16 protein-coding genes are annotated in these 21,287 nt (G+C 61.1%); 10 read left to right on the top strand and 6 right to left on the bottom strand.

What is annotated here, in order from left to right; translation table 11 throughout:
- Nucleotides 1-56: 56 nt before the first annotated feature.
- From ngg to mnmC, 3 genes are all read right to left on the bottom strand, one after another.
- Nucleotides 57-1,802, bottom strand: a complete 1,746-nt coding sequence (gene ngg, locus MKZ87_RS18195) for an N-acetylglutaminylglutamine synthetase (protein WP_266201498.1) — start codon at nucleotides 1,800-1,802, stop codon at nucleotides 57-59.
- Between the two features lie 3 nt (nucleotides 1,803-1,805).
- Entirely contained in the window at nucleotides 1,806-3,578 is a 1,773-nt protein-coding gene (locus tag MKZ87_RS18190; protein WP_266201496.1) for an N-acetylglutaminylglutamine amidotransferase, read from the bottom strand.
- Between the two features lie 166 nt (nucleotides 3,579-3,744).
- Nucleotides 3,745-5,724 carry a bifunctional tRNA (5-methylaminomethyl-2-thiouridine)(34)-methyltransferase MnmD/FAD-dependent 5-carboxymethylaminomethyl-2-thiouridine(34) oxidoreductase MnmC gene (mnmC, locus tag MKZ87_RS18185; protein WP_266201494.1) on the bottom strand — a complete coding sequence of 660 codons (1,980 nt, stop codon included), beginning with the start codon at nucleotides 5,722-5,724 and terminating at the stop codon, nucleotides 3,745-3,747.
- Nucleotides 5,725-5,897: 173 nt separating this feature from the next.
- Between mnmC and pap the strand changes: the two genes are divergently transcribed.
- Both pap and MKZ87_RS18175 read left to right on the top strand, forming a co-directional pair.
- Complete coding sequence (gene pap, locus MKZ87_RS18180; RefSeq protein ID WP_085696951.1) at nucleotides 5,898-7,412, top strand: polyphosphate:AMP phosphotransferase; 1,515 nt, start codon at nucleotides 5,898-5,900, stop codon at nucleotides 7,410-7,412.
- A 102-nt stretch (nucleotides 7,413-7,514) separates the two neighbouring features.
- A complete protein-coding gene (locus MKZ87_RS18175) occupies nucleotides 7,515-8,699 on the top strand; it encodes a thiolase family protein (RefSeq protein ID WP_266201492.1) in 1,185 nt (394 codons plus the stop codon).
- Between the two features lie 66 nt (nucleotides 8,700-8,765).
- Here MKZ87_RS18175 and MKZ87_RS18170 read toward each other — a convergent pair whose 3' ends face one another.
- The gene (locus MKZ87_RS18170) at nucleotides 8,766-8,960 is read right to left on the bottom strand and encodes a DUF6316 family protein (RefSeq protein WP_085696950.1); all 195 of its coding nucleotides are present in this window, start codon (nucleotides 8,958-8,960) and stop codon (nucleotides 8,766-8,768) included.
- A 214-nt stretch (nucleotides 8,961-9,174) separates the two neighbouring features.
- Here MKZ87_RS18170 and MKZ87_RS18165 point away from each other — a divergent pair, with 214 nt between their 5' ends.
- Nucleotides 9,175-10,134, top strand: a complete 960-nt coding sequence (locus MKZ87_RS18165; RefSeq protein ID WP_085704676.1) for a DMT family transporter — start codon at nucleotides 9,175-9,177, stop codon at nucleotides 10,132-10,134.
- Nucleotides 10,135-10,257: 123 nt separating this feature from the next.
- On the opposite strand, the gene MKZ87_RS18160 is transcribed toward MKZ87_RS18165, so the two are convergent.
- Nucleotides 10,258-11,652, bottom strand: coding sequence for a class II fumarate hydratase (locus MKZ87_RS18160; protein ID WP_085705389.1), 1,395 nt, complete (start codon nucleotides 11,650-11,652; stop codon nucleotides 10,258-10,260).
- Between the two features lie 193 nt (nucleotides 11,653-11,845).
- Between MKZ87_RS18160 and MKZ87_RS18155 the strand changes: the two genes are divergently transcribed.
- From MKZ87_RS18155 to MKZ87_RS18125, 7 genes are all read left to right on the top strand, one after another.
- A complete protein-coding gene (locus MKZ87_RS18155; protein WP_085699902.1) occupies nucleotides 11,846-12,364 on the top strand; it encodes a DUF2059 domain-containing protein in 519 nt (172 codons plus the stop codon).
- 12 nt (nucleotides 12,365-12,376) lie between these two features.
- Complete coding sequence (locus tag MKZ87_RS18150; protein WP_065257175.1) at nucleotides 12,377-12,676, top strand: BolA family protein; 300 nt, start codon at nucleotides 12,377-12,379, stop codon at nucleotides 12,674-12,676.
- Between the two features lie 117 nt (nucleotides 12,677-12,793).
- A complete protein-coding gene (locus MKZ87_RS18145) occupies nucleotides 12,794-13,744 on the top strand; it encodes a rhodanese-related sulfurtransferase (protein ID WP_085699904.1) in 951 nt (316 codons plus the stop codon).
- Nucleotides 13,745-13,779: 35 nt separating this feature from the next.
- Complete coding sequence (locus MKZ87_RS18140; protein WP_170929764.1) at nucleotides 13,780-14,382, top strand: DsbA family protein; 603 nt, start codon at nucleotides 13,780-13,782, stop codon at nucleotides 14,380-14,382.
- Nucleotides 14,375-16,192: an ABC transporter ATP-binding protein gene (locus MKZ87_RS18135; RefSeq protein WP_085705391.1), complete on the top strand. Its 1,818-nt coding sequence runs from the start codon at nucleotides 14,375-14,377 to the stop codon at nucleotides 16,190-16,192. Before MKZ87_RS18140 ends, MKZ87_RS18135 begins: the two co-directional genes overlap by 8 nt.
- A 532-nt stretch (nucleotides 16,193-16,724) precedes the next feature.
- Nucleotides 16,725-19,187 carry an EAL domain-containing protein gene (locus MKZ87_RS18130; RefSeq protein ID WP_085705393.1) on the top strand — a complete coding sequence of 821 codons (2,463 nt, stop codon included), beginning with the start codon at nucleotides 16,725-16,727 and terminating at the stop codon, nucleotides 19,185-19,187.
- Between the two features lie 46 nt (nucleotides 19,188-19,233).
- The gene (locus MKZ87_RS18125) at nucleotides 19,234-20,028 is read left to right on the top strand and encodes a TenA family transcriptional regulator (protein WP_085705394.1); all 795 of its coding nucleotides are present in this window, start codon (nucleotides 19,234-19,236) and stop codon (nucleotides 20,026-20,028) included.
- A gap of 60 nt (nucleotides 20,029-20,088) precedes the next feature.
- Here the strand turns inward: MKZ87_RS18125 and MKZ87_RS18120 are convergent, their stop codons facing one another.
- The gene (locus MKZ87_RS18120; protein ID WP_085705395.1) at nucleotides 20,089-21,015 is read right to left on the bottom strand and encodes a GGDEF domain-containing protein; all 927 of its coding nucleotides are present in this window, start codon (nucleotides 21,013-21,015) and stop codon (nucleotides 20,089-20,091) included.
- Between the last annotated feature and the right edge of the window lie 272 nt (nucleotides 21,016-21,287).

Raw genomic sequence — 21,287 nt, 5'->3', positions numbered from 1 at the left:
CTCCTGTTGCGGGGCGTCATTCGCGCGTTGAACGCGGGAATGACGCCGAAGAGAAATCAAACGGCCGGCTGACTGTGCGGAAACAACAGATCGACAAACCGCTCGGCCGTCGGTTGCGGCTCATGGTTGGCAAGACCCGCCCGCTCGTTGGCTTCGATGAACACATACGCCGGTTGATCCGCCGCTGGCACCATCAGGTCGAGGCCGACCATCGGGATCTCCAGCGCCCTGGCCGCGCGCACGGCAGCGTCGGCCAGAGTCGGGTGCAGAATCGCCGTGACGTCTTCCAGCGTGCCGCCGGTGTGCAGGTTCGCCGTGCGTCGCACGAACAGATGCTCACCGGCCGGCAGGATGCTGTTGTAGTCATAACCGGCCGCGTGCAGGGTGCGCTGGGTTTCGTGATCCAGCGGGATTTTGCTTTCGCCGCTGGTCGCCGCTTGCCGTCGCCGGCTCTGGGCTTCGATCAGCGCGCCGATGGAATGATGACCGTCGCCGACCACTTCTGCCGGCCGCCGGATTGCCGCTGCAACCACCTCGAAACCGATCACCAGAATCCGCAGGTCCAGGCCTTCGTGGAAGCTTTCGAGCAGTACGCGAGTGTCGAACTGCCTGGCGGCTTCGATGGCCTGCTGCACGTCCTCGATGGTCTGCAGATCCACCGCCACGCCCTGGCCCTGTTCGCCATCCAGCGGTTTGACGACTACTCGCTGGTATTCGTCGAGAAACGCCAGATTGTCGTCCGCGTTCCCCGCCAATTGCTGCGACGGCACATTCAGTCCGGCAGCTTTCAACACCTTGTGGGTCAGGCTCTTGTCCTGACACAGGTTCATGCTGATGGCGCTGGTCAGGTCGCTCAGGGATTCGCGGCAGCGCACCCGGCGCCCGCCGTGGCTGAGGGTGAACAGCCCGGCGTCGGCGTCGTCCACCTGCACATCGATGCCGCGCCGATGGGCTTCCTCGACGATGATCCGCGCATAAGGGTTGAACTGTGCCTCCGGCCCCGGCCCGAGGAACAGCGGCTGATTGATGCCGTTCTTGCGCTTGATGGCGAAGGTCGGCAGGTTGCGAAAACCGAGCTTGGCGTAGAGATTTTTCGCCAGACGGTTGTCATGCAGCACCGACAGATCGAGGTAGCTCAGGCCGCGGCTCATGAAATGCTCGATCAGATGCCGTACCAGCACTTCGCCGACACCGGGACGCGAGCACTGTGGATCGACTGCCAGGCACCAGAGACTGCTGCCGCTTTCCGGGTCGTTGTAAGCCTTCTGGTGATTGAGGCCCATGACGCTGCCGATTACCGCGCCGCTGTCGTCGTCTTCCGCCAGCCAGTACACCGGGCCGCCCTGATGGTGCGGGGTGAGCAGGGTGGGATCGATCGGCAACATGCCGCGTGCCTGATACAGCTTATTGATCGCCTGCCAGTCCGCGTCACTTTGCGCACGACGAATGCGAAAGCCACGAAATACCCGGGTTGCCTGACGATAATCGCTGAACCACAACCGCAGGGTGTCGGACGGGTCGAGAAACAGTTGGGTCGGTTCCAGGCCGAGAATCTGCTGCGGCGCGGCGACGTACAACGCGATGTCGCGCTCGCCGGTCTGCTCGTTCAGCAGTTCCCGGGCAAGGCTCGCCGGATCGGGAAAGGTGTGGCCGATCAGCAATCGGCCCCAGCCGCAGTGCACTGCAATCGGTTCGGCGGCCGGCTCGCTGCCGTCCTCGGCCAGTCGCGCCTGCAAGCGCTCGTAGGACGGCGTCTGACCGCGCAGCAGCCGTTGGCTGTAAGCCGTGGCGTGAGGTTTCATCGATCAGATTCCTTGTTCGCTGAGCCACAGGTTCAGGGCCGCCAGTTGCCACAGCTTGGAGCCGCGCAGCGGGGTCAACTGACCTTGTGGATCGGTCAGCAATTTGTCGAGCATGGCCGGGTTGAACAGGCCGCGATCCTGACTTGGATCGAGCAGCAGTTCGCGTACCCAGTTCAGGGTATCGCCCTGCAAATGCTTGAGACCCGGTACCGGGAAGTAACCCTTCTTGCGGTCGATCACTTCGCTCGGAATCACCCGTCGCGCGGCTTCTTTCAACACCTGCTTGCCACCGTCCGGGAGTTTGAATTTGCCGGGAATACGGGCCGACAACTCCACCAGGCGATAGTCGAGAAACGGTGTGCGCGCCTCCAGGCCCCAGGCCATGGTCATGTTGTCGACGCGTTTGACCGGGTCGTCCACCAGCATCACAGTGCTGTCCAGGCGCAGAGCCTTGTCGACTGCTGCATCGGCGCCGGGCTGTGCGAAATGTTCCTTCACGAAGTCGCCAGCGGCGTCATTGGCGGTCAGCCATTTCGGCTGCACCGTGGCGGCGTAATCGTCGTAGCTGCGGTCGAAAAACGCCTCACGATAGGCCGCATACGGATCGGCCGCGCCGTCCACCTGTGGATACCAGTGATAACCGGCGAACAGTTCGTCGGCGCCCTGGCCGCTCTGTACCACTTTGCAGTGCTTGGCCACTTCGCGGGACAGCAGATAGAAGGCGATGCAATCGTGGCTGACCATCGGCTCGCTCATGGCGCGGAACGCGGCGGGCAGTTGCTCGATGATCTCTTTTTCGTCGATGCGCAATTGATGGTGCCGGGTGCCGTAGTGCCTGGCGATGAGATCGGAATACTGGAATTCGTCACCGCGCTCGCCGCCGGCATCCTGGAAACCGATGGAAAAGGTCGACAGGTTTTCCACGCCGACTTCACGAAGCAAGCCGACGAGCATGCTGGAATCGACGCCGCCGGAAAGCAGCACACCCACATCCACTGCCGCTCGTTGGCGGATCGCCACGGCTTCGCGGGTGCTGTCGAGCACGCGGTCGCGCCAGTCTTCGAGTGTCAGATTTTTCTCGTCGTCGCGTGGGCCGTAGGGCAGGGTCCACCAGGTTTTCTGCTCGGTGGTGCCATCCGCTTCGATGCGCATCCAGCTCGCTGGCGGCAGCTTTTCGATGCCGGCCAGCAAGGTGCGCGGCGCGGGCACCACGGCGTGGAAATTCAGGTAATGATTGAGCGCCACCGGATCGAGGATCGGGTTGATGTCGCCGCCCTTGAGCAGTGCCGGCAGGGCTGACGCAAAACGCAGGCGCTGGCCGGTGCGCGACAGGTACAGCGGCTTCACACCGAGACGGTCGCGGGCGATGAACAGGCGCTGGGCGTCACGCTCCCAGATGGCGAAGGCGAACATGCCGTTGAGTTTCGGCAGCAGCGCTTCGCCCCAGGCGTGATACCCCTTGAGCAGCACTTCGGTGTCGCCGCCGGAATAGAACGCGTAACCGAGCGCTTCGAGTTCGGCGCGCAGTTCCGGGAAGTTGTAGATCGCGCCGTTGAAGGCCAGGGACAGGCCCAGTTGGCTGTCGATCATCGGCTGCGCCGAGCCGTCCGACAGGTCCATGATTTTCAGGCGTCGATGGCCCAGGGCAATCGGTCCCTGGGCATGGAAGCCCCACGCATCGGGGCCGCGAGGGGCCAGGTGATGGGTGATTCGCTCGATGGCTGCAAGGTCTGCAGGTTGTTGATCAAAACGTAACTCGCCAGCTAATCCGCACATAAGGTCCTTACCGGTTTTTCCGTTGGGGAGGGTGTTGCTGAACCGCGCCGAAATGGCCGGTACCCAGAAACTGACCCGGCACGCATGTGGGAGTTTTAGAACGATCGGTTATAAGCGTGTCGGCCTGACCGATCGCATTGTGCCCGCTGACTGATCGAGCCCGGGTTCATTTGCCACGAATCAGACGGCGCAGGGCAAACCGGTTGGGATGACAGGCTTCGGCCACACTGCGCGGCAGCGGCAGCGGTTCGTTATCGAGCCACGCGGCCAGCAACTCGCCAGACAGTGGTGCGGTGATCAATCCGCGTGAACCATGACCGCTGTTGACGTACAGACCGTCCAGCCATGGGCAGGGAACGTCCGGCACTTGCCGGGCATCCTTGCTCAAGGCGCGATACGCGTCGGTGAAGGCTTCGTGATCGGCGAGCGGGCCGACAATCGGCAGGTAGTCGGGACTGGTGCAACGGAAGGCGGCGCGACCCTCGAGGCGGTCGGCGTCGGGTTCGCTGATGTGCAGGCGTGCGACCAGATCCGTGGAGATTTCTTCGAGCATCGCCAGATTGCCCAGGTGTTCAGCGGTGGTCGGGGTCAGGTCGTCGTTGTTGAAATCGAAACTGGCGCCGAGGGTGTGCTCGCCCAAGCGTGCCGGTGCGACATAACCCTCGGCGCACACTACGGTGGCCAGTGCCTGACTTCGTGTGGTCTGCGCCAGTCGGGTGATTTGTCCGCGAATGCGTTTGAGGGGCAGGTCGGCACTCTGGGGGAAACGCTTGATCTCGGCGGCACCCGCCAACACCACGACGGGTGCTGTTGCGATCAATCGATCACCGTCGAAGGCCTGCCACTGGCCGTCAACCTTGCGCAGTTCCACGGCTTCCTGATGGGTGAGCAGCGTGACGCCCGGTTGTGCGGATTGCGCCTGACACAACGCGGGCGGATGCACCCAGCCGCCCTCGGGATAGTACAAACCGCCATGGGCCAGACCGACCCCGGCACGGGCCTGCGCCTCGGGTTGATCAAGCCACTGCAGAAGGTCTTCGGGAAACGCCGCCGCCAGTTGCCCCTGACGCTCGCGTTCCTTTTCATTGAACGCCAATTGCAGCACGCCGCAGTCGTCCCAGTCGGTACCCCGTTGCAGGGTTTCCAGCAGGCGCCGGGTGTAGCCGAAACCGCTGACGATCAACTGCGACAGTGCGGTGCCGTGGGCGGACAGTTTCAGGTACAGCACGCCTTGAGGATTGCCCGAGGCTTCCCGGGCCACGGCGTCATGTCGCTCCAGCAGACTGACCTGCCAGCCCCGCGCCGCGAGGCTGGCCGCCGTGGCGCAACCGGCCAGACCGGCGCCGATCACCAGAGCGCGACGCTCACTGCTCAACTGAATCGGGCGGGCAAACCATGGTTTGGTCGCGGCGGGTAAAGGCTCATTCTCGGGCCAGCCAAGAAACTCGCCGCGCAGGATTTCCCACTTGTGGCCGATGCCCGGCGTGCGCTTCATTTTGAAGCCGGCAGCGTTGAGCAGGCGCCGCACCCAGCCGGTACTGGTGAAGGTGCTGATGGTCGAGTCGGGCGCCGCCAGTCGCGCCAGTTCGGCGAACAGTTCGGCGGTCCACATCTCCGGGTTTTTCGCCGGGGCGAAACCGTCGAGAAACCAGGCGTCGATCTGGCCGTCCAGTTGCGGCAACTGTTCCAGCGCATCGCCGATCAGCAGCGTCAGGGTCACGCGACCGTTATCCAGAACAATACGCTGGAAGCCTTGATGGATTGCCACGTAATGCTTGAGCAGTTGATCGGACAGCGGCTTGAGATCCGGCCACAACGCCAACGCCCGCTGCAGGTCGGCAGGGCTCAGCGGGTACTTTTCCACGCTGACGAAATGCAGCCGCGCACCGGCCACCGCATGCTGTTCGAACAACTGCCAGGCGCAGAGAAAATTCAGCCCGGTGCCGAAGCCGGTTTCACCGATCACCAGTCGCCCACCCGCCGGCAGCGCGGCAAAACGCTCGGCCAGACGGTTTTGTTCGAGGAACACGTAGCGGGTTTCATCCAGCCCCGACTGGTCGGAAAAATACACATCGTCGAACACTCGCGAACGCGGGCGTCCCTGGTCATCCCAGTCGATTTGGGCGTGGGGCATTACAGGTTTCATGGCAGGCTCGGCAACGACAAGGCGGCCATTCTAGCCGATCACGCAGGCGGCGCTTGATCCATGGCAAGCCTGGCTGACGATCACTCGAGGACAATCCGCCGCCGACGGGAATTTCTGTGCCGCGCCAGAGCCCAATCCGCTAGTCTTGCTGAATCCTGGAAGGAGCCGTCCCTATGTTCGAATCCGCTGAAATCGGTCACGCCATCGACAAAGACACCTACGAAGCCGCCGTGCCCGCTCTGCGTGAAGCGTTGCTGGAAGCCCAGTTCGAGTTGCAGCAGCAGAAGCGTTTTCCGGTGATCATTTTGATCAACGGCATCGAAGGCGCCGGCAAGGGCGAGACGGTGAAATTGCTCAACGAGTGGATGGATCCGCGTCTGATCGAAGTGCGCACTTTCGACCAGCAGACCGATGAAGAGCTGGCGCGGCCACCGGCCTGGCGTTACTGGCGGATGCTGCCGGCCAAGGGGCGGATGGGGGTTTTCTTTGGCAACTGGTACAGCCAGATGCTGCAGGGCAGGGTCCACGGCTTGTTCAAGGATCCGCGACTGGATCAGGCCATCGCCGGGGCCGAACGCCTGGAAAAGATGCTGTGCGACGAAGGTGCGCTGATCTTCAAGTTCTGGTTCCACCTGTCCAAGAAGCAAATGAAGGCGCGGCTCAAGGCGTTGGCCGACGACCCTCTGCACAGCTGGCGGATCAGCCCGCTGGACTGGCAGCAATCGCAGACCTACGACAAGTTCGTCAAATACGGCGAACGTGTGTTGCGCCGAACCAGCCGCGACTATGCGCCGTGGCATGTCATCGAAGGGGTGGACGCAAACTACCGCAGCCTGACCGTTGGCAAGATTTTGCTTGAAGGCCTGCAAAACGCGTTGAAGCGCCCCGACGTGCATTCGAGTGCAGTCAGTGCCCAACCGCTGGGCACGTCGGTGGATCAGTTGAATCTGCTCGACAGCCTCAACCTGGATCAGCGTCTGGAAAAGAAAGATTACGAAGAACAATTGATCACCGAACAGGCGAGGCTGTCCGGCCTGATGCGCGACAAACGCATGCGCCGCCATGCACTGGTGGCGGTTTTCGAAGGCAACGATGCGGCGGGCAAGGGCGGGGCGATCCGTCGGGTGGCGGCGGCGCTCGATCCGCGTCAGTACAACATCGTGCCGATTGCCGCGCCGACCGAGGAGGAGCGGGCACAGCCTTACCTGTGGCGTTTCTGGCGACACATCCCGGCCCGGGGCAAGTTCACCGTGTTCGACCGCTCGTGGTACGGCCGGGTGCTGGTAGAGCGGATCGAAGGCTTTTGCAGCACCGCCGACTGGATGCGTGCCTACGGCGAAATCAACGACTTCGAAGAGCAGCTCGCCGATGCCGGGGTGATCGTGGTCAAGTTCTGGCTGGCCATCGACAAGAACACGCAGATTGAGCGCTTCCAGGCGCGTGAAGAAATCCCCTTCAAGCGCTTCAAGATCACCGAAGACGACTGGCGCAACCGCGACAAGTGGGACGCCTATCGTGCCGCGGTGGGCGACATGGTCGACCGCACCAGCACCGAAATTTCCCCCTGGACCCTGGTCGAGGCCAACGACAAGCGCTGGGCTCGGGTCAAGGTCTTGCGCACGATCAACCGTGCGCTGGAAGAAGCTTTCGAGAAGTCCGACAAACGAGCCAGGAAACACAAGGACTGAGCCGATGGGCCCGCATACGCGAGGTGAATGATTGTCGCGGTCGGCGATTGAGTGGACATATGCTCGGTCCACTCTCAACTGACTGCAACAATGAGGTATGCCATGCGTGAAGTGGTGATCGTCGACAGCGTACGGACCGGCCTGGCCAAGTCCTTTCGCGGCAAGTTCAACCAGACCCGTCCCGATGACATGGCGGCCCATTGCGTCAATGCGTTGCTCTCGCGCAACGACATCGACCCGGCCAGCGTCGAGGATTGCATCGTCGGCGCCGGCTCCAACGAAGGCGCCCAGGGCTACAACATCGGTCGTAACGTGGCGGTGCTCTCGCAATTGGGCACTGGCACGGCGGGCATGACCCTCAACCGTTTCTGTTCGTCGGGCTTGCAGGCGATTGCGGTTGCCGCCAACCAGATTGCATCGGGTTGCAGCGACATCATCGTCGCCGGCGGCGTCGAGTCGATCAGCCTGACCCTGAAAAGCGTCAACACTGATCACCTGATCAACCCGTTGCTCAAGCAGCAGACGCCAGGGATCTACTACACCATGGGCCAGACCGCCGAAGTGGTGGCGCGCCGTTATGGCGTGAGTCGCGAGGCGCAGGATCGTTACTCGCTGCAAAGTCAGATCCGTACTGCTCAGGCGCAGGCCGCCGGCCTGTTCAACGATGAAATCGTGCCGATGGCGGTGAAGTACCGCGTTGAAGACAAGAACAGCGGTGAAGTGCAGATCCTCGACGGCATCGTTGATCGCGATGACTGCAACCGTCCGGATACCACTTATGAAAGCCTCGCCGGATTGAAACCGGTATTCGCCGAGGACGGTTCGGTGACCGCCGGCAACTCGTCGCAGTTGTCCGATGGCGCCTCGATGACGCTGGTGATGAGCCTGGAAAAAGCCCTGCAACTGGGGCTCAAGCCGAAAGCGTTTTTCCGTGGGTTTACCGTAGCCGGGTGCGAGCCGGACGAAATGGGCATCGGCCCGGTGTTCTCGGTGCCGAAACTGCTCAAGGCCAAAGGCTTGCAGGTGGCGGACATCGATCTGTGGGAATTGAACGAAGCGTTCGCCTCGCAGTGCCTGTACGCCCGTGACCGACTGGAAATCGACAACGAGAAATACAACGTCAACGGCGGCTCGATTTCCATCGGTCACCCGTTCGGCATGACCGGGTCGCGGCAGGTCGGGCATCTGGTGCGCGAGTTGCAGCGACGCAATCTGCGCTACGGGATCGTGACCATGTGCGTGGGCGGCGGGATGGGCGCGACCGGATTGTTTGAGGCCGTGCGTTAAGTCCGGGAATTTGTTTTGCTCTCTCGATGGCTTTCGCGAGCAAGCTCGCGAATGGGGCGACCGGATCTACCTGCCGGAATCCAGCAACTGCATCCGCGCGATGTAGGCCTTTATCTGCTGCTCGGCTTTCTCGGGGCTGTCGAACGGCCCTTCGAGGGTGTTTTCCCGGGTGCTGAAATACAGCTCGCCATTGACCCGGCATATGCGGTCGCTGCGAAAGTGCATGGCGGGGGCGGTGTCCTGGGCGCGCATGCCTAACATGACGGCGTCTCCTTGGTGAGTGTTGTCCCGGGGTGGATCCAAGGAGCTTATGCCTGAACCACTTACCTTGCCCGGCCAGCCGATCAACGGCCCTTCGTCAATTTTCTGCTGCGACCTGCACAGTTTCATTTGCGGCTTGAGCGCAACTGTCCCTGTGTCGGGCGGGTGTGTGCGCCTAGAATGAGCGCTCCTGTCTCTGGCGCTTGGGGTTCTCATGCACGTTTCATCGGGTCGTTGGGTGTACGGCATGTTCCTGGCGCTGTTGACGGCGTTTCTGTGGGGAATCCTGCCGATCAAGCTCAAGCAGGTGCTGATGGTGATGGATCCGGTCACGGTGACCTGGTTTCGTCTGCTGGTGTCCGGCGGCTGTCTGTTCATTTATCTGGCGGCGACCAAACGGCTGCCGAGTCGCAAGGTGCTCGGGCCGAAGGGCGGATGGCTGGTATTGATGGCCGTGCTCGGGCTGGTGGGCAACTACGTGCTGTACCTGATGGGCCTGAACCTGCTCAGCCCCGGCACTGCGCAACTGGTGGTGCAGATGGGGCCGATCATGTTGCTGATCGCCAGCCTGTTCGTGTTCAAGGAACGCTTCAGCATCGGCCAGGGCATTGGCCTGGCGGTACTGCTGATCGGTTTTGCGCTGTTCTTCAACCAGCGTCTGGCGGAATTGCTCACCTCTTTATCTGATTACACCGCCGGCGTGTTGCTGGTGCTGTTGGCCTCGACCGTCTGGACCTTTTACGCGCTGGGGCAGAAGCAATTGTTGACGGTGTGGAATTCGTTGCAGGTGATGATGGTGATCTACCTGTTCTGCGCCATGTTGCTGACGCCTTGGGTGCATCCGCTCGAAGCACTGTCGCTGAGCCCGTTGCAGGGCTGGCTGCTGCTGGCGTGCTGCATGAACACCCTGATCGCCTACGGCGCATTTGCCGAGGCACTGGCGCATTGGGAAGCCTCACGCGTCAGTGCGACGCTCGCGATCACGCCGCTGGTGACGTTCGGCGCAGTAGCGGTGGCGGCCGGGGTGTGGCCCGAGTATGTGCATGCCGAGCAAATCAATCTGCTGGGGTATGGTGGGGCGGTGCTGGTGGTGCTGGGGTCGGCGCTGGTGGCGCTCGGGCCTTCGCTGATTGCCGGGCTCAAGGCCCGGCGGATGAAGATGGCCGCCAGCTAAACCGCGTCAACCTCATTCGCGAGCAAGCTCGCTCCCACATTAAACCGCATTCCTGACAGGGGAATGCGGTCAACTGTGGGAGCGAGCTTGCTCGCGATGACGGACTTTCTGGCGCTACGGGATTCAGCCCTTGGCGCCGGCCTCGATCATGTTCTCCGGCCGTACCCAGGCGTCGAACTGCTCATCGGTCAGATAACCCAGTTCCAGCGCGGCTTCGCGCAGGGTCTTGCCCTCGCTGTAGGCCTTCTTGGCGATTTCCGCCGACTTGTCGTAGCCGATGTGCGGGTTCAGCGCCGTCACCAGCATCAGCCCGCGTTCCAGATGTTTCGCCATGATTTCGGCATCCGGTTCAAGCCCGGCGATGCAGTGCTGCTGGAAGTTGCTGCAACCGTCGGCCAGCAGGCGGATCGATTGCAGCAGGTTGTGGATGATCACCGGTTTGAACACGTTCAGTTGCAGATGACCCTGGCTGGCGGCAAAACCGATTGCCACGTCGTTGCCCAGCACCTGACAGGCGAGCATCGACAACGCTTCGCACTGCGTCGGGTTGACCTTGCCGGGCATGATCGAACTGCCTGGTTCGTTGGCCGGCAATTTCACTTCAGCAAAACCTGCGCGTGGGCCCGAGCCCAGCAGACGCAAGTCGTTGGCGATTTTCATCAGCGCCACGGCGAGGGTTTTCAGGGCGCCGGACAGCGTATTCAGCGGCTCATGGCCGGCGAGGGCTGCGAACTTGTTCGGCGCGGTGACGAATGGCAGGCCCGACAGTGCCGCCAGTTCCGCGGCAATCGCTTCGCCGAAACCGTGTGGCGAATTGAGTCCGGTGCCGACTGCCGTGCCGCCCTGCGCCAGTTCGCAGACTGCGGGCAACGCTGCGCGGATCGCTCGTTCGGCGTAATCCAGCTGCGCTATGAAGCCGGAGATTTCCTGGCCGAAAGTGATCGGCGTGGCGTCCATCATGTGGGTGCGACCGGTTTTCACCAGTTTCATGTGCCGTGCCGACAGCTCGGCGAGGCCGCCCGACAACTCGGCGATGGCGGGCAGCAGTTGGGCCTGCACCGCTTGCGCAGTGGCGATGCTCATGGCGGTGGGAAAGCAGTCGTTGGAACTCTGCGAGCGGTTGACGTGATCGTTGGGGTGCACTGGCGTCTTGCCGCCGCGCGGGTTGCCGGCCAGTTCGTTGGCGCGACCGGCGATCACTTCGTTGACGTTCATGTTGCTTTGCGTGCCGCTGCCGGTCTGCCAGACCACCAGCGGGAACTGGTCGTCATGCTGGCCGTCGAGCACTTCGTCGGCGGCCTGTTCGATCAGGCGGGCGATGTCGGCTGGCAGGTCGCCGTTGCGGTCGTTGACCCGGGCCGCGGCTTTCTTGATCAGGGCCAGGGCGTGCAGGACCGGCAAGGGCATGCGTTCCTGGCCAATGGCGAAGTTGATCAGCGAGCGTTGCGTCTGAGCGCCCCAGTAAGCGTCGTCCGGGACTTCGATCGGGCCCAGGCTGTCGGTTTCGTTACGGCTCATCGTGCACACTCCTGTTGGTCTGTTTGCGCAGTTTAGGCCGGTGTCGGCCCGGGTGGTTCCCTCCGGCCGATTGTTGACTGGCAAATCCCCGCCAATCAAGCGCGGCAAGGGCCGGGGGTTGAGCCGCAGCGTTATTCAGGCGCAGAATGGTCGCCCTTGGGGTTTGACCTCGCCTAGCTGAAAAGGAAACTCGATGATTCGTCTTCGTGCCATCTGCACCGCGGTTGCCCTGGTTTGCGCCAGCGGCCAGGTGTTTGCCGATACCGCCAGCCACAACGCCAGTGCCGAAACTTTCCTGACCCTGGCGCACGCTGACAAGCTGGGCACTCCGGTGTACATGCAGGTTCAGCAGATGTTTGCCCAGCGTTTTGAACAGACCAAGGCGCCGGAATCCAAGAAAGCCGTACTGGATACCTACCAGGCCAAGGCCAACGCCGCCCTGGACCAGGCCATCGGCTGGAACAAGCTGAAGCCGGACATGGTCAAGCTCTACACCAGCAACTTCAGCGAACAGGAGTTGAAAGATCTGGTCGCGTTCTACCAGTCGCCACTGGGCAAGAAAGTCCTGGAAAAGATGCCGCAGCTGACTCAGCAATCGGCCCAGATGACCCAGGCCAAACTGGAAAGCGCGGTACCGGTGGTCAACAAGCTGCTGGACGACATGACCAACGAGCTGGCACCGAAAGGCGCGGCTCCGGCCAAGAAGAAGTAAGCGGAGTTCGTGATGACCATGCAACAACGCATCGAATCGACGCTGGCGCTGCTTCAGCCTGAGCATCTGCAAGTGCTGGACGAAAGCCACATGCACAGTCGAGGGTTGCAGACCCACTTCAAGGCAGTGGTGGTCAGTGCGCAGTTCGAAGGCCTGAACCGGGTCAAGCGCCACCAGAAAGTCTACGGCACGCTCGGCGAGCTGATGGGCGAGTTCCATGCGTTGGCGCTGCACACCTACACCCCGCAGGAATGGGCAGAGGTAGGTGCCGCTCCGGCGTCGCCGACCTGTGCCGGCGGCAGCAAGCATTGAGCCTTGCAGCAATGAACTGAGGTTTTTTGCTAGAATCCGCAACGCGCCGCTCACCCGGCGCGTTTTTTTTCGCATCCGGTTCACCCTTTACGAGGGTAGCCACCTGGAGAAATACCCATGACACAACCGATTGTCGTGGCGGCACTGTACAAGTTCGTCACCCTCGAAGATTACGTCAGCCTGCGCGAGCCCCTGTTGCAAGCGATGGTCGACAACGGCATCAAAGGCACTCTGCTGATCGCCGAAGAAGGCATCAACGGCACGGTTTCCGGCAGCCGTGAAGGCATCGACGGCCTGCTGGCCTGGCTGCGCAACGATCCGCGCATGGTCGATATCGATCACAAGGAATCGTACTGCGACGAGCAGCCGTTCTATCGCACCAAGGTCAAGCTCAAGAAAGAGATCGTGACCCTGGGCGTCGAAGGCGTCGACCCGAACAAGAAGGTCGGCACCTACGTTGAACCGCGGGACTGGAATGCGCTGATCAGCGATCCGGAAGTGTTGCTGATCGACACCCGCAACGATTACGAAGTCTCGATCGGCACCTTCGAAGGCGCCATCGATCCGAAAACCACCAGTTTTCGCGAATTCCCCGACTACATCAAAGAACACTTCGATCCGGCCGTGCACAAGAAGGTCGCGATGTTCTGCACCGGCGGCATTCGTTGTGAAAAAGCCTCCAGCTACATGCTCGGCGAAGGTTTCGAAGAGGTTTACCACCTCAAGGGCGGCATCCTGAAGTACCTCGAAGAAGTGCCGCAGGAAGAAACCAAATGGCAGGGCGACTGCTTTGTATTCGACAACCGCGTGACCGTGCGCCATGACCTGAGCGAAGGCGACTACGATCAGTGCCATGCCTGCCGCACCCCGGTCAGCGTTGAAGATCGCGCCTCCGAGCATTACGTGGCCGGCATCAGCTGCCCGCACTGCTGGGACACCCTGAGCGAGAAGACCCGCCGCAGCGCCATCGACCGCCAGAAGCAGATCGAGCTGGCAAAAGCGCGCAACATGCCGCACCCGATCGGCTACAACTATAAGCAAGATAAGCAAGCATCCACCGAGGCTTAATCATGTCTGCACGCCTGCTCTATGTGATGGATCCGATGTGTTCGTGGTGCTGGGGATTTGCTCCGGTAGCCAAGGCATTGGTGGAGCAGGCGCAGGCAGCCGGGGTGGAACTGCACCTGGTGGTCGGCGGGTTGCGTACCGGCAGCGGTGCGGCGCTTGAGCCGACCACCCGGCGCTACATTCTCGAACACTGGCAGGCGGTTACCGAGGCCACTGGCCAGCCGTTCAAGCTGGAAGGCGCATTGCCGGACGGTTTTGTCTACGACACCGAACCTGCCTGCCGGGCCATCGTCACCGCGCGCAGCCTGGCGCCGGATTGCGCGTGGAAACTGGTCGGGTTGATCCAGCACGCGTTTTACGTCGAAGGTCGCGATGTCACCCAGGCCAGCGTTCTGGTGGAGCTGGCCGAGAAGGCCGGCGTCCCGCGCATCGAATTTGCTGCCCTGTTTGATCATGCCGATCAACACAAGGCGACCCAGGCCGATTTCAGCTGGGTGCAGGATCTGGGCATCGCCGGATTCCCGACGCTGCTCGCCGAGCGTAATGGCCAACTGGCGTTGCTGACCAACGGTTACCAGCCGCTCAGTGAACTGTCGCCGTTGCTCGGTCGATGGCTGGAGCGCGCCGCCTGTGTCTGACCCGGCCGATGACACGCCAGCCGTCAAGCGTGTCGACCGGCTGAGCTGGGCTGAAGTCCGGCGATTGGCACTTCATCACAAAAAGTCCCTGTGGATCGCCAACGGCGTGGCCGTACTGGCGACGCTGTGCAGCGTGCCGATTCCGCTGCTGTTGCCGTTGTTGGTGGACGAAGTCCTGCTCGGTCACGGCGATGCGGCGCTGAAAGTCATGAACCATGTGCTGCCTTCGATGTGGCAGCAGGCGGCAGGCTATATCGGCCTGATGCTGGTGGTGACGCTGACCCTGCGCTGCAGCGCCCTGTGTTTTGGCGTATTGCAGGCGCGGTTGTTTGCGCGGCTGGCCAAGGACATCGTTTATCGCATTCGCGTGCGGCTGATCGAGCGTCTGAAACGCATTTCCCTCGGTGAATACGAAAGCCTGGGCAGCGGCACGGTCACCACCCACCTGGTCACCGATCTCGACACCCTCGACAAGTTTGTCGGCGAAACCCTCAGCCGTTTCCTGGTGGCGATGCTGACCCTGGTCGGCACCGCCAGCATCCTGATGTGGATGCACTGGAAACTGGCATTGCTGATCCTGCTATTCAACCCGCTGGTGATCTACGCCACGGTGCAGTTGGGCAAGCGGGTCAAGCACCTGAAGAAACTGGAGAACGACAGCACCTCGCGCTTCACTCAGGCGCTGAGCGAAACCCTTGATGCGATACAGGAAGTGCGCGCCGGCAACCGTCAGGGCTTTTTTCTCGGGCGCCTCGGCCTGCGAGCGCAGGAAGTGCGCAACTATGCAGTCAATTCGCAATGGAAGACCGACGCCTCGAACCGGGCCAGTGGTCTGCTGTTTCAGTTCGGCATCGATATCTTCCGCGCGGCGGCCATGCTCACGGTGTTGTTCTCCGATCTGTCGATCGGCCAGATGCTCGCGGTGTTCAGCTATCTGTGGTTCATGATCGGCCCGGTCGAACAACTGCTGAACCTGCAATACGCCTACTACGCGGCAGGCGGTGCGCTGTCGCGGATCAACGAACTGCTGGCGCGCGCCGACGAGCCGCAATACCCCGGCGGTGTCGATCCGTTCAAGGGCCGCGATACCGTCGGGATTCAGGTGCAAGGGTTGAGCTTCGGTTACGGCGACGAACTGGTGCTGGACCAGTTGAATCTGTCCATCGCTCCTGGTGAAAAAGTGGCGATTGTCGGCGCCAGTGGTGGCGGCAAAAGTACCCTCGTGCAATTGCTGCTGGGGCTCTACACGCCACTGGCCGGGACGATCCGTTTCGGCGGATCGACCCAGCAGGAAATCGGCCTGGAAACGGTTCGGGAAAATGTCGCGGTGGTGCTGCAACATCCGGCGCTGTTCAACGACAGCGTGCGCGCCAACCTGACCATGGGCCGCACCCGTAGCGACGAAGCCTGCTGGCAGGCACTGGAAATCGCCCAGCTCGAACCCACCATCCGCGCCTTGCCGGACGGGTTGGACAGCATCGTCGGCCGCTCCGGCGTGCGCTTGTCCGGCGGTCAGCGGCAACGTCTGGCGATCGCGCGGATGATTCTCGCCGAACCCAAAGTGGTGATTCTCGACGAGGCGACGTCAGCCCTCGACGCCGCCACCGAATACAACCTGCACCAGGCCATGGCGCGGTTCCTCCATGGCCGCACCACGCTGATCATCGCCCACCGCTTGTCAGCGGTGAAGCAGGCGGACCGGGTGCTGGTGTTCGACGGCGGGCAAGTGGCCGAGGATGGCGACCATCAGCAACTGATTGCCGATGGCGGGTTGTACGCCAAGCTTTATGGGCATTTGCAGCGGTTGTAGATCAGCTGCGCAGCACCTTCAATCCATCTGTCGTGGCGTCGTGACCAGCTGTTGCTCGGCGGCAGGCTTGTGGCCACGTCCACCGAGGCGATACTTTTTGCGCAACAAGCTGACCTGTTTGGCCTCGCTGTCCTGGCGGTCACGACGTCGGCATGCGCGATGTTTCTCGCCTTATGCGATTGATGGTTTTCCCGTGCGGCGGGTGAGGGAGCCAGGTCTTTGATGTCGGGGCCCGAATCAAGTCCCGATGCCTGTCTGACACGAAACTCCTGAGTGTCTGGTGTGTCGGTTGTAGCAAGAGAGATCGATGTGATGCAGCACTCCGCGAGAACGATTTCCTGCCCTGAGAGGGAACAACTGGAGTGCCAGTGAAACGCCGCCAGCCAATTGTGCGGCGTTACATATGTATAAGGCTGCGTTTGTACTGAATCAGGGCCGATCCGCCGCTTGCCGTAACCCCGAACGCCTCCTAGTCTTTGGGAGTTGGTCTGATAGAGACGGACGATCAGGCAGTGACCACGCAAGGAATCCAATGAAACAAAAGCGGACTCTCGGAACGCCTCGGTTGCTGGGCATCGTCTGGCCATTCATTGCCGTCGTGTTGTTTCAAGCCTTGCTGGGGGGCGTGAGTCTTTACGTCCTTTCTGCGGTTCGAGGGTATGTGGCAGGCGAAAGCCTCTGGTCCAAGGGCCAGAAAGACGCCATCTATTACCTCAACCTGTATGCCGACAGCCGAGACGAGGCGATTTACCTCAAATACCAGACGGCGATTGCCGTGCCTCAGGGTGGCCATCAGTTGCGTCTGGCGCTGGACAAGCAACCGCCCGACCTGCAAGCGGCGCGCGAAGGCATCCTCAAGGGCGGCAATCATCCGGACGATGTGTCCAGTCTGATCTGGCTGTACCTGAATTTCCGTCACTTCAGTTACCTGGAAACCGCCATCGACCGCTGGACGCTGGGCGATGCCTATCTGGTGGAGCTCGACGGCGTGGCGCAGGAGATGCATCAGCGCATCACTGCCAATGCCGCCACCGAGGCCGATATCCGGCGCTGGAAAGAGCGGATTTTTGCCATCAATGATGGCGTGACCCCGGCCGCCAAGGCGTTCAGCGATGCCTTGGGCGAAGGCTCGCGGATGATCCTGCGCCTGCTGCTGTTCACCAACCTTGCCACCGCGCTGGGCCTGATCGTGCTGGCACTGCTGCGTACCCGCAAATTGCTCAAGCAGCGGCACGCTTTCGCCGAAGCGCTGCAACTGGAAAAGGACCGCGCCCATGTCACCTTGCACTCGATTGGCGACGGGGTGATCACCACCGATGTGAGCGGGGCGATCGACTATATGAACCCGGCCGCCGAGGCGTTGACCCACTGGAAGGCCGAGCAGGCTGCCGGTCTCCCGCTGGCGGCGTTGTTCAACCTGCTGGATGACAACGCCCAGAATGAGGGGTTGACGCTGATCGAGCACATTCTCAGCGGCCAGCTCACGGGCGGCAGCGAGCATTCGAAGCTGATCCAGCGGCTGGATGGCAGCACCGTGTCAGTGACCCTGGTCGGCGCGCCGATCCGCAACGCCGGCAAGGTCAGCGGTACCGTGCTGGTGCTGCATGACATGACTCAGGAGCGGCAATACATCGCCAATCTGTCGTGGCAGGCCACTCACGATGCGCTGACCGGGCTGGCCAACCGTCGCGAGTTCGAATACCGCCTCGAACAGGCCCTGCACAACCTGACCCGGCAGCCGGGACGGCATGCGCTGATGTTCCTCGATCTCGATCAGTTCAAGCTGGTCAATGACACTTGCGGGCATGCGGCCGGCGATGAGTTGTTGCGGCATATCTGTGCGTTGCTGCAATCGGGCCTGCGCGAGGGCGACACCCTGGCGCGGCTGGGTGGGGACGAGTTCGGCATCCTGCTGGAGAACTGCGCGCCGGAGGCGGCCGAGAAAATCGCCGAGGGGCTGCGCCAGACCGTGCAGAACCTGCATTTCGTCTGGAAGGGCCGGCCGTTCCTGACCACTGTCAGCATCGGCCTGGTGCACGTCGCGCAAACCCCGACCACCCTCGAAGCCTCATTGCGGGCCGCCGACATGGCCTGCTACATGGCCAAGGAAAAGGGCCGCAACCGGGTGCAGGTCTATCACGCCGACGATTCGGAGCTGTCTCTGCGCTTCGGCGAGATGGCATGGGTACAGCGCCTGCACATGGCCCTGGAGGAAAACCGCTTCTGTCTCTACGCCCAGGAAATCGCTCCGCTGAATTCGGTTGCCGGAGGCTCCCGCGGGCACATCGAAATTCTGCTGCGCCTGCATGACGAAGCGGGTCGGATGATTCTCCCGGACAGTTTCATACCGGCGGCTGAGCGTTACGGTTTGATGACCTCATTGGATCGCTGGGTTGTGCAGAATGTATTTAAGGTTATTGCTCAATGTATTAACGAAGAGTGCGAAGGGCCTCTGGCAATGTGTGCGATTAATCTTTCAGGCATTACTATCGGAGATGACGCTTTTTTGCACTTTCTACGCGAGCAGTTTGATAACTACGGCATACCGCCTGAAATGATTTGTTTTGAAATTACAGAAACCAGTGCCATTGCAAATCTCGGTAGTGCAATCAGATTTATTAATGAACTCAAGGGCTTGGGTTGTTATTTTTCGCTCGATGACTTTTGTGCCGGAATGTCTTCATTCGCTTATTTGAAACATTTGCCTGTAGACTTCCTGAAGATCGACGGGAGTTTCGTAAAGGATATGCTGGACGACCCGATTAACCGTGCAATGGTCGAAGTGATCAATCACATCGGGCATGTCATGGGTAAGCAGACAATTGCCGAGTTTGTTGAAACGGCGCAGATCGAGCAGGCGTTGCTTGAAATCGGCGTGGATTACGCTCAGGGTTATGTTGTGGAACGCCCGCAGTTGTTTACCTGTGACAGTTTGCAAAGTCGGCCCGCCAGACCGCAGCCACTGTTATTCAAGGCGCCTGGCAAATTCCGTTGAAGTCTCTTGCCGATCCTTACAATCACAAATCAAAAGGAGCCGAACAGTGATCGACACATTCAACCGAACCGGACCACTCATGGAAGCTGCAAGTTATCCCGCCTGGGCGCAACAGTTGATCCAGGATTGCAGCGAGAGCAAACGCCGGGTTGTCGAACATGAACTTTATCTGCGCATGCGTGATAACAAGCTCAGCGCCAAAACCATGCGCCAGTACCTGATCGGGGGCTGGCCCGTCGTTGAGCAATTCGCCTTGTACATGGCGCAGAACCTCACCAAAACCAAATTCGCCCGTCACCCGGGTGAAGACATGGCGCGGCGCTGGTTGATGCGCAACATCCGCGTCGAACTCAACCATGCCGATTACTGGCTGCACTGGAGCCGGGCCCATGGGGTGAGCCTGGAAGATTTGCAGGCGCAGCAAGTGCCACCGGAGCTGCATGCTCTGAGCCATTGGTGCTGGCACACCAGTTCGGCGGATTCACTGATCGTGGCCATCGCAGCCACCAACTACGCCATCGAAGGCGCGACCGGGGAGTGGTCGGCGCTGGTGTGTTCGACGGGTGTCTATGCCGCCGCCTTCCCTGAAGAGGATCGCAAGCGGGCGATGAAGTGGCTGAAGATGCACGCCCAGTACGACGATGCCCACCCTTGGGAAGCGCTGGAGATCATCTGCACCCTGGCCGGGACGAACCCTAGCAAGGCCTTGCAGGTGGAACTGCGACAGGCGATTTGCAAGAGCTACGACTACATGTACCTGTTCCTGGAGCGCTGCATGCAGCTTGAGCTGTCGGAGCGGGTGATGGTCGGACGTGAGCGTCGGGCGCTGGTCGAGAGCTGATTTCGGCGACATCAATAAAAAACGGGAGCCTCGGCTCCCGTTTTTGTCGGCTGCAAAAAATCAGCCCGCCATGGTCAGGCGATTGCGACCCTCGCGCTTGGCGACATATAGCGCGCTGTCGGCGCGGCGCAGCAGGCTGTCGGCGGATTCGCCCGGCAACAGGGTCGAGCAGCCGAGGCTCACGGTGAGTTCGATCAATTGATTATTGGCGTAGTAATCCTGGGCCTGCGCTGCCTGACGCAGGCGCTCGCCGACCATGGCGGCCGCATCGCGAGCGGTGTTGGACAGCAGGATCAGAAACTCTTCGCCGCCATAGCGAAACACCATGTCGACATTGCGCAACTGGCCCTTGATCGATGCGGCTACGGCTTTGAGTACGTCATCGCCGGCGCCGTGGCCATGAAGGTCGTTGACCTGTTTGAAATGATCGATGTCCAGCATCAGCAACGACAGAGGTTGCAGGTGTCGGCGGGACATCTCGATTTCCCGTTGCAGCGTCTGCTCCATGGCAATGCGGTTGCCGGCACCGGTCAACGGATCACGCAAGGCGCTTTGCGTGGCGGCACGGTACAGCAGGGCATTGCGCATCGGATACAGCAGGGCCGACAGCAGCGACTCGAGATTGCCCAGTTCCTGTTCGCTGAAGCGCTGGTTGCGGCGGAATACCAGTTCACCCATGTGCTCGCCTTCGTGACTGAGGCTGTAACTGGCCGAGTGGTGTCCGCGGGCGCCGAATTCCAGGCGCAGGTCGCTGCCGCTGTGCACATAAGTCAGAGCGTCCAGCGGCACGAGGCGCTGAACTTCGCGGAAAAAAAGACCGAGGATGCGTTGTGGCTCGAGGCTGGTTTGCAGTTGCAGGCTCATTTGCTGGCGCAATTGCGCCAGGCTGACAGGTCGCGCCAGCAGAGACGGATGCTGACCAAAGCCCAGGCGTTGCAATTTGGCACTGTCGAAGTCAATTGCAGTGGTCTGGGAGGGTGATTTCATATGGCGTGAGCCCCTAAGCAGTAAGTCTGTCTTACAGGCTGGGTGAGAGCGGCTATGGGCTGCGCGTCATACTGATCCATCAGTCCCGTAGGACATTTGTCACAAGTTTAGTCTGCGCGATGACGATTAGTCAGCTATCGAATCGGTCCTCGCCCGACTGCCTTCACTCGGCGTGCTTTGAGGAAATGTAGAGCGAAAGTCGTGCCATACGGTTCATATTTTTTGAAAACCGTTTTGAATCAACAGGTTGGGGCTTTGTAGGCGGTAAAGAT

It is taken from the genome of Pseudomonas sp. MCal1, from assembly GCF_026341415.1.
In the GTDB taxonomy this organism is placed as follows: domain Bacteria; phylum Pseudomonadota; class Gammaproteobacteria; order Pseudomonadales; family Pseudomonadaceae; genus Aquipseudomonas.
This window is presented reverse-complemented; position numbering and strand designations above follow the sequence as displayed.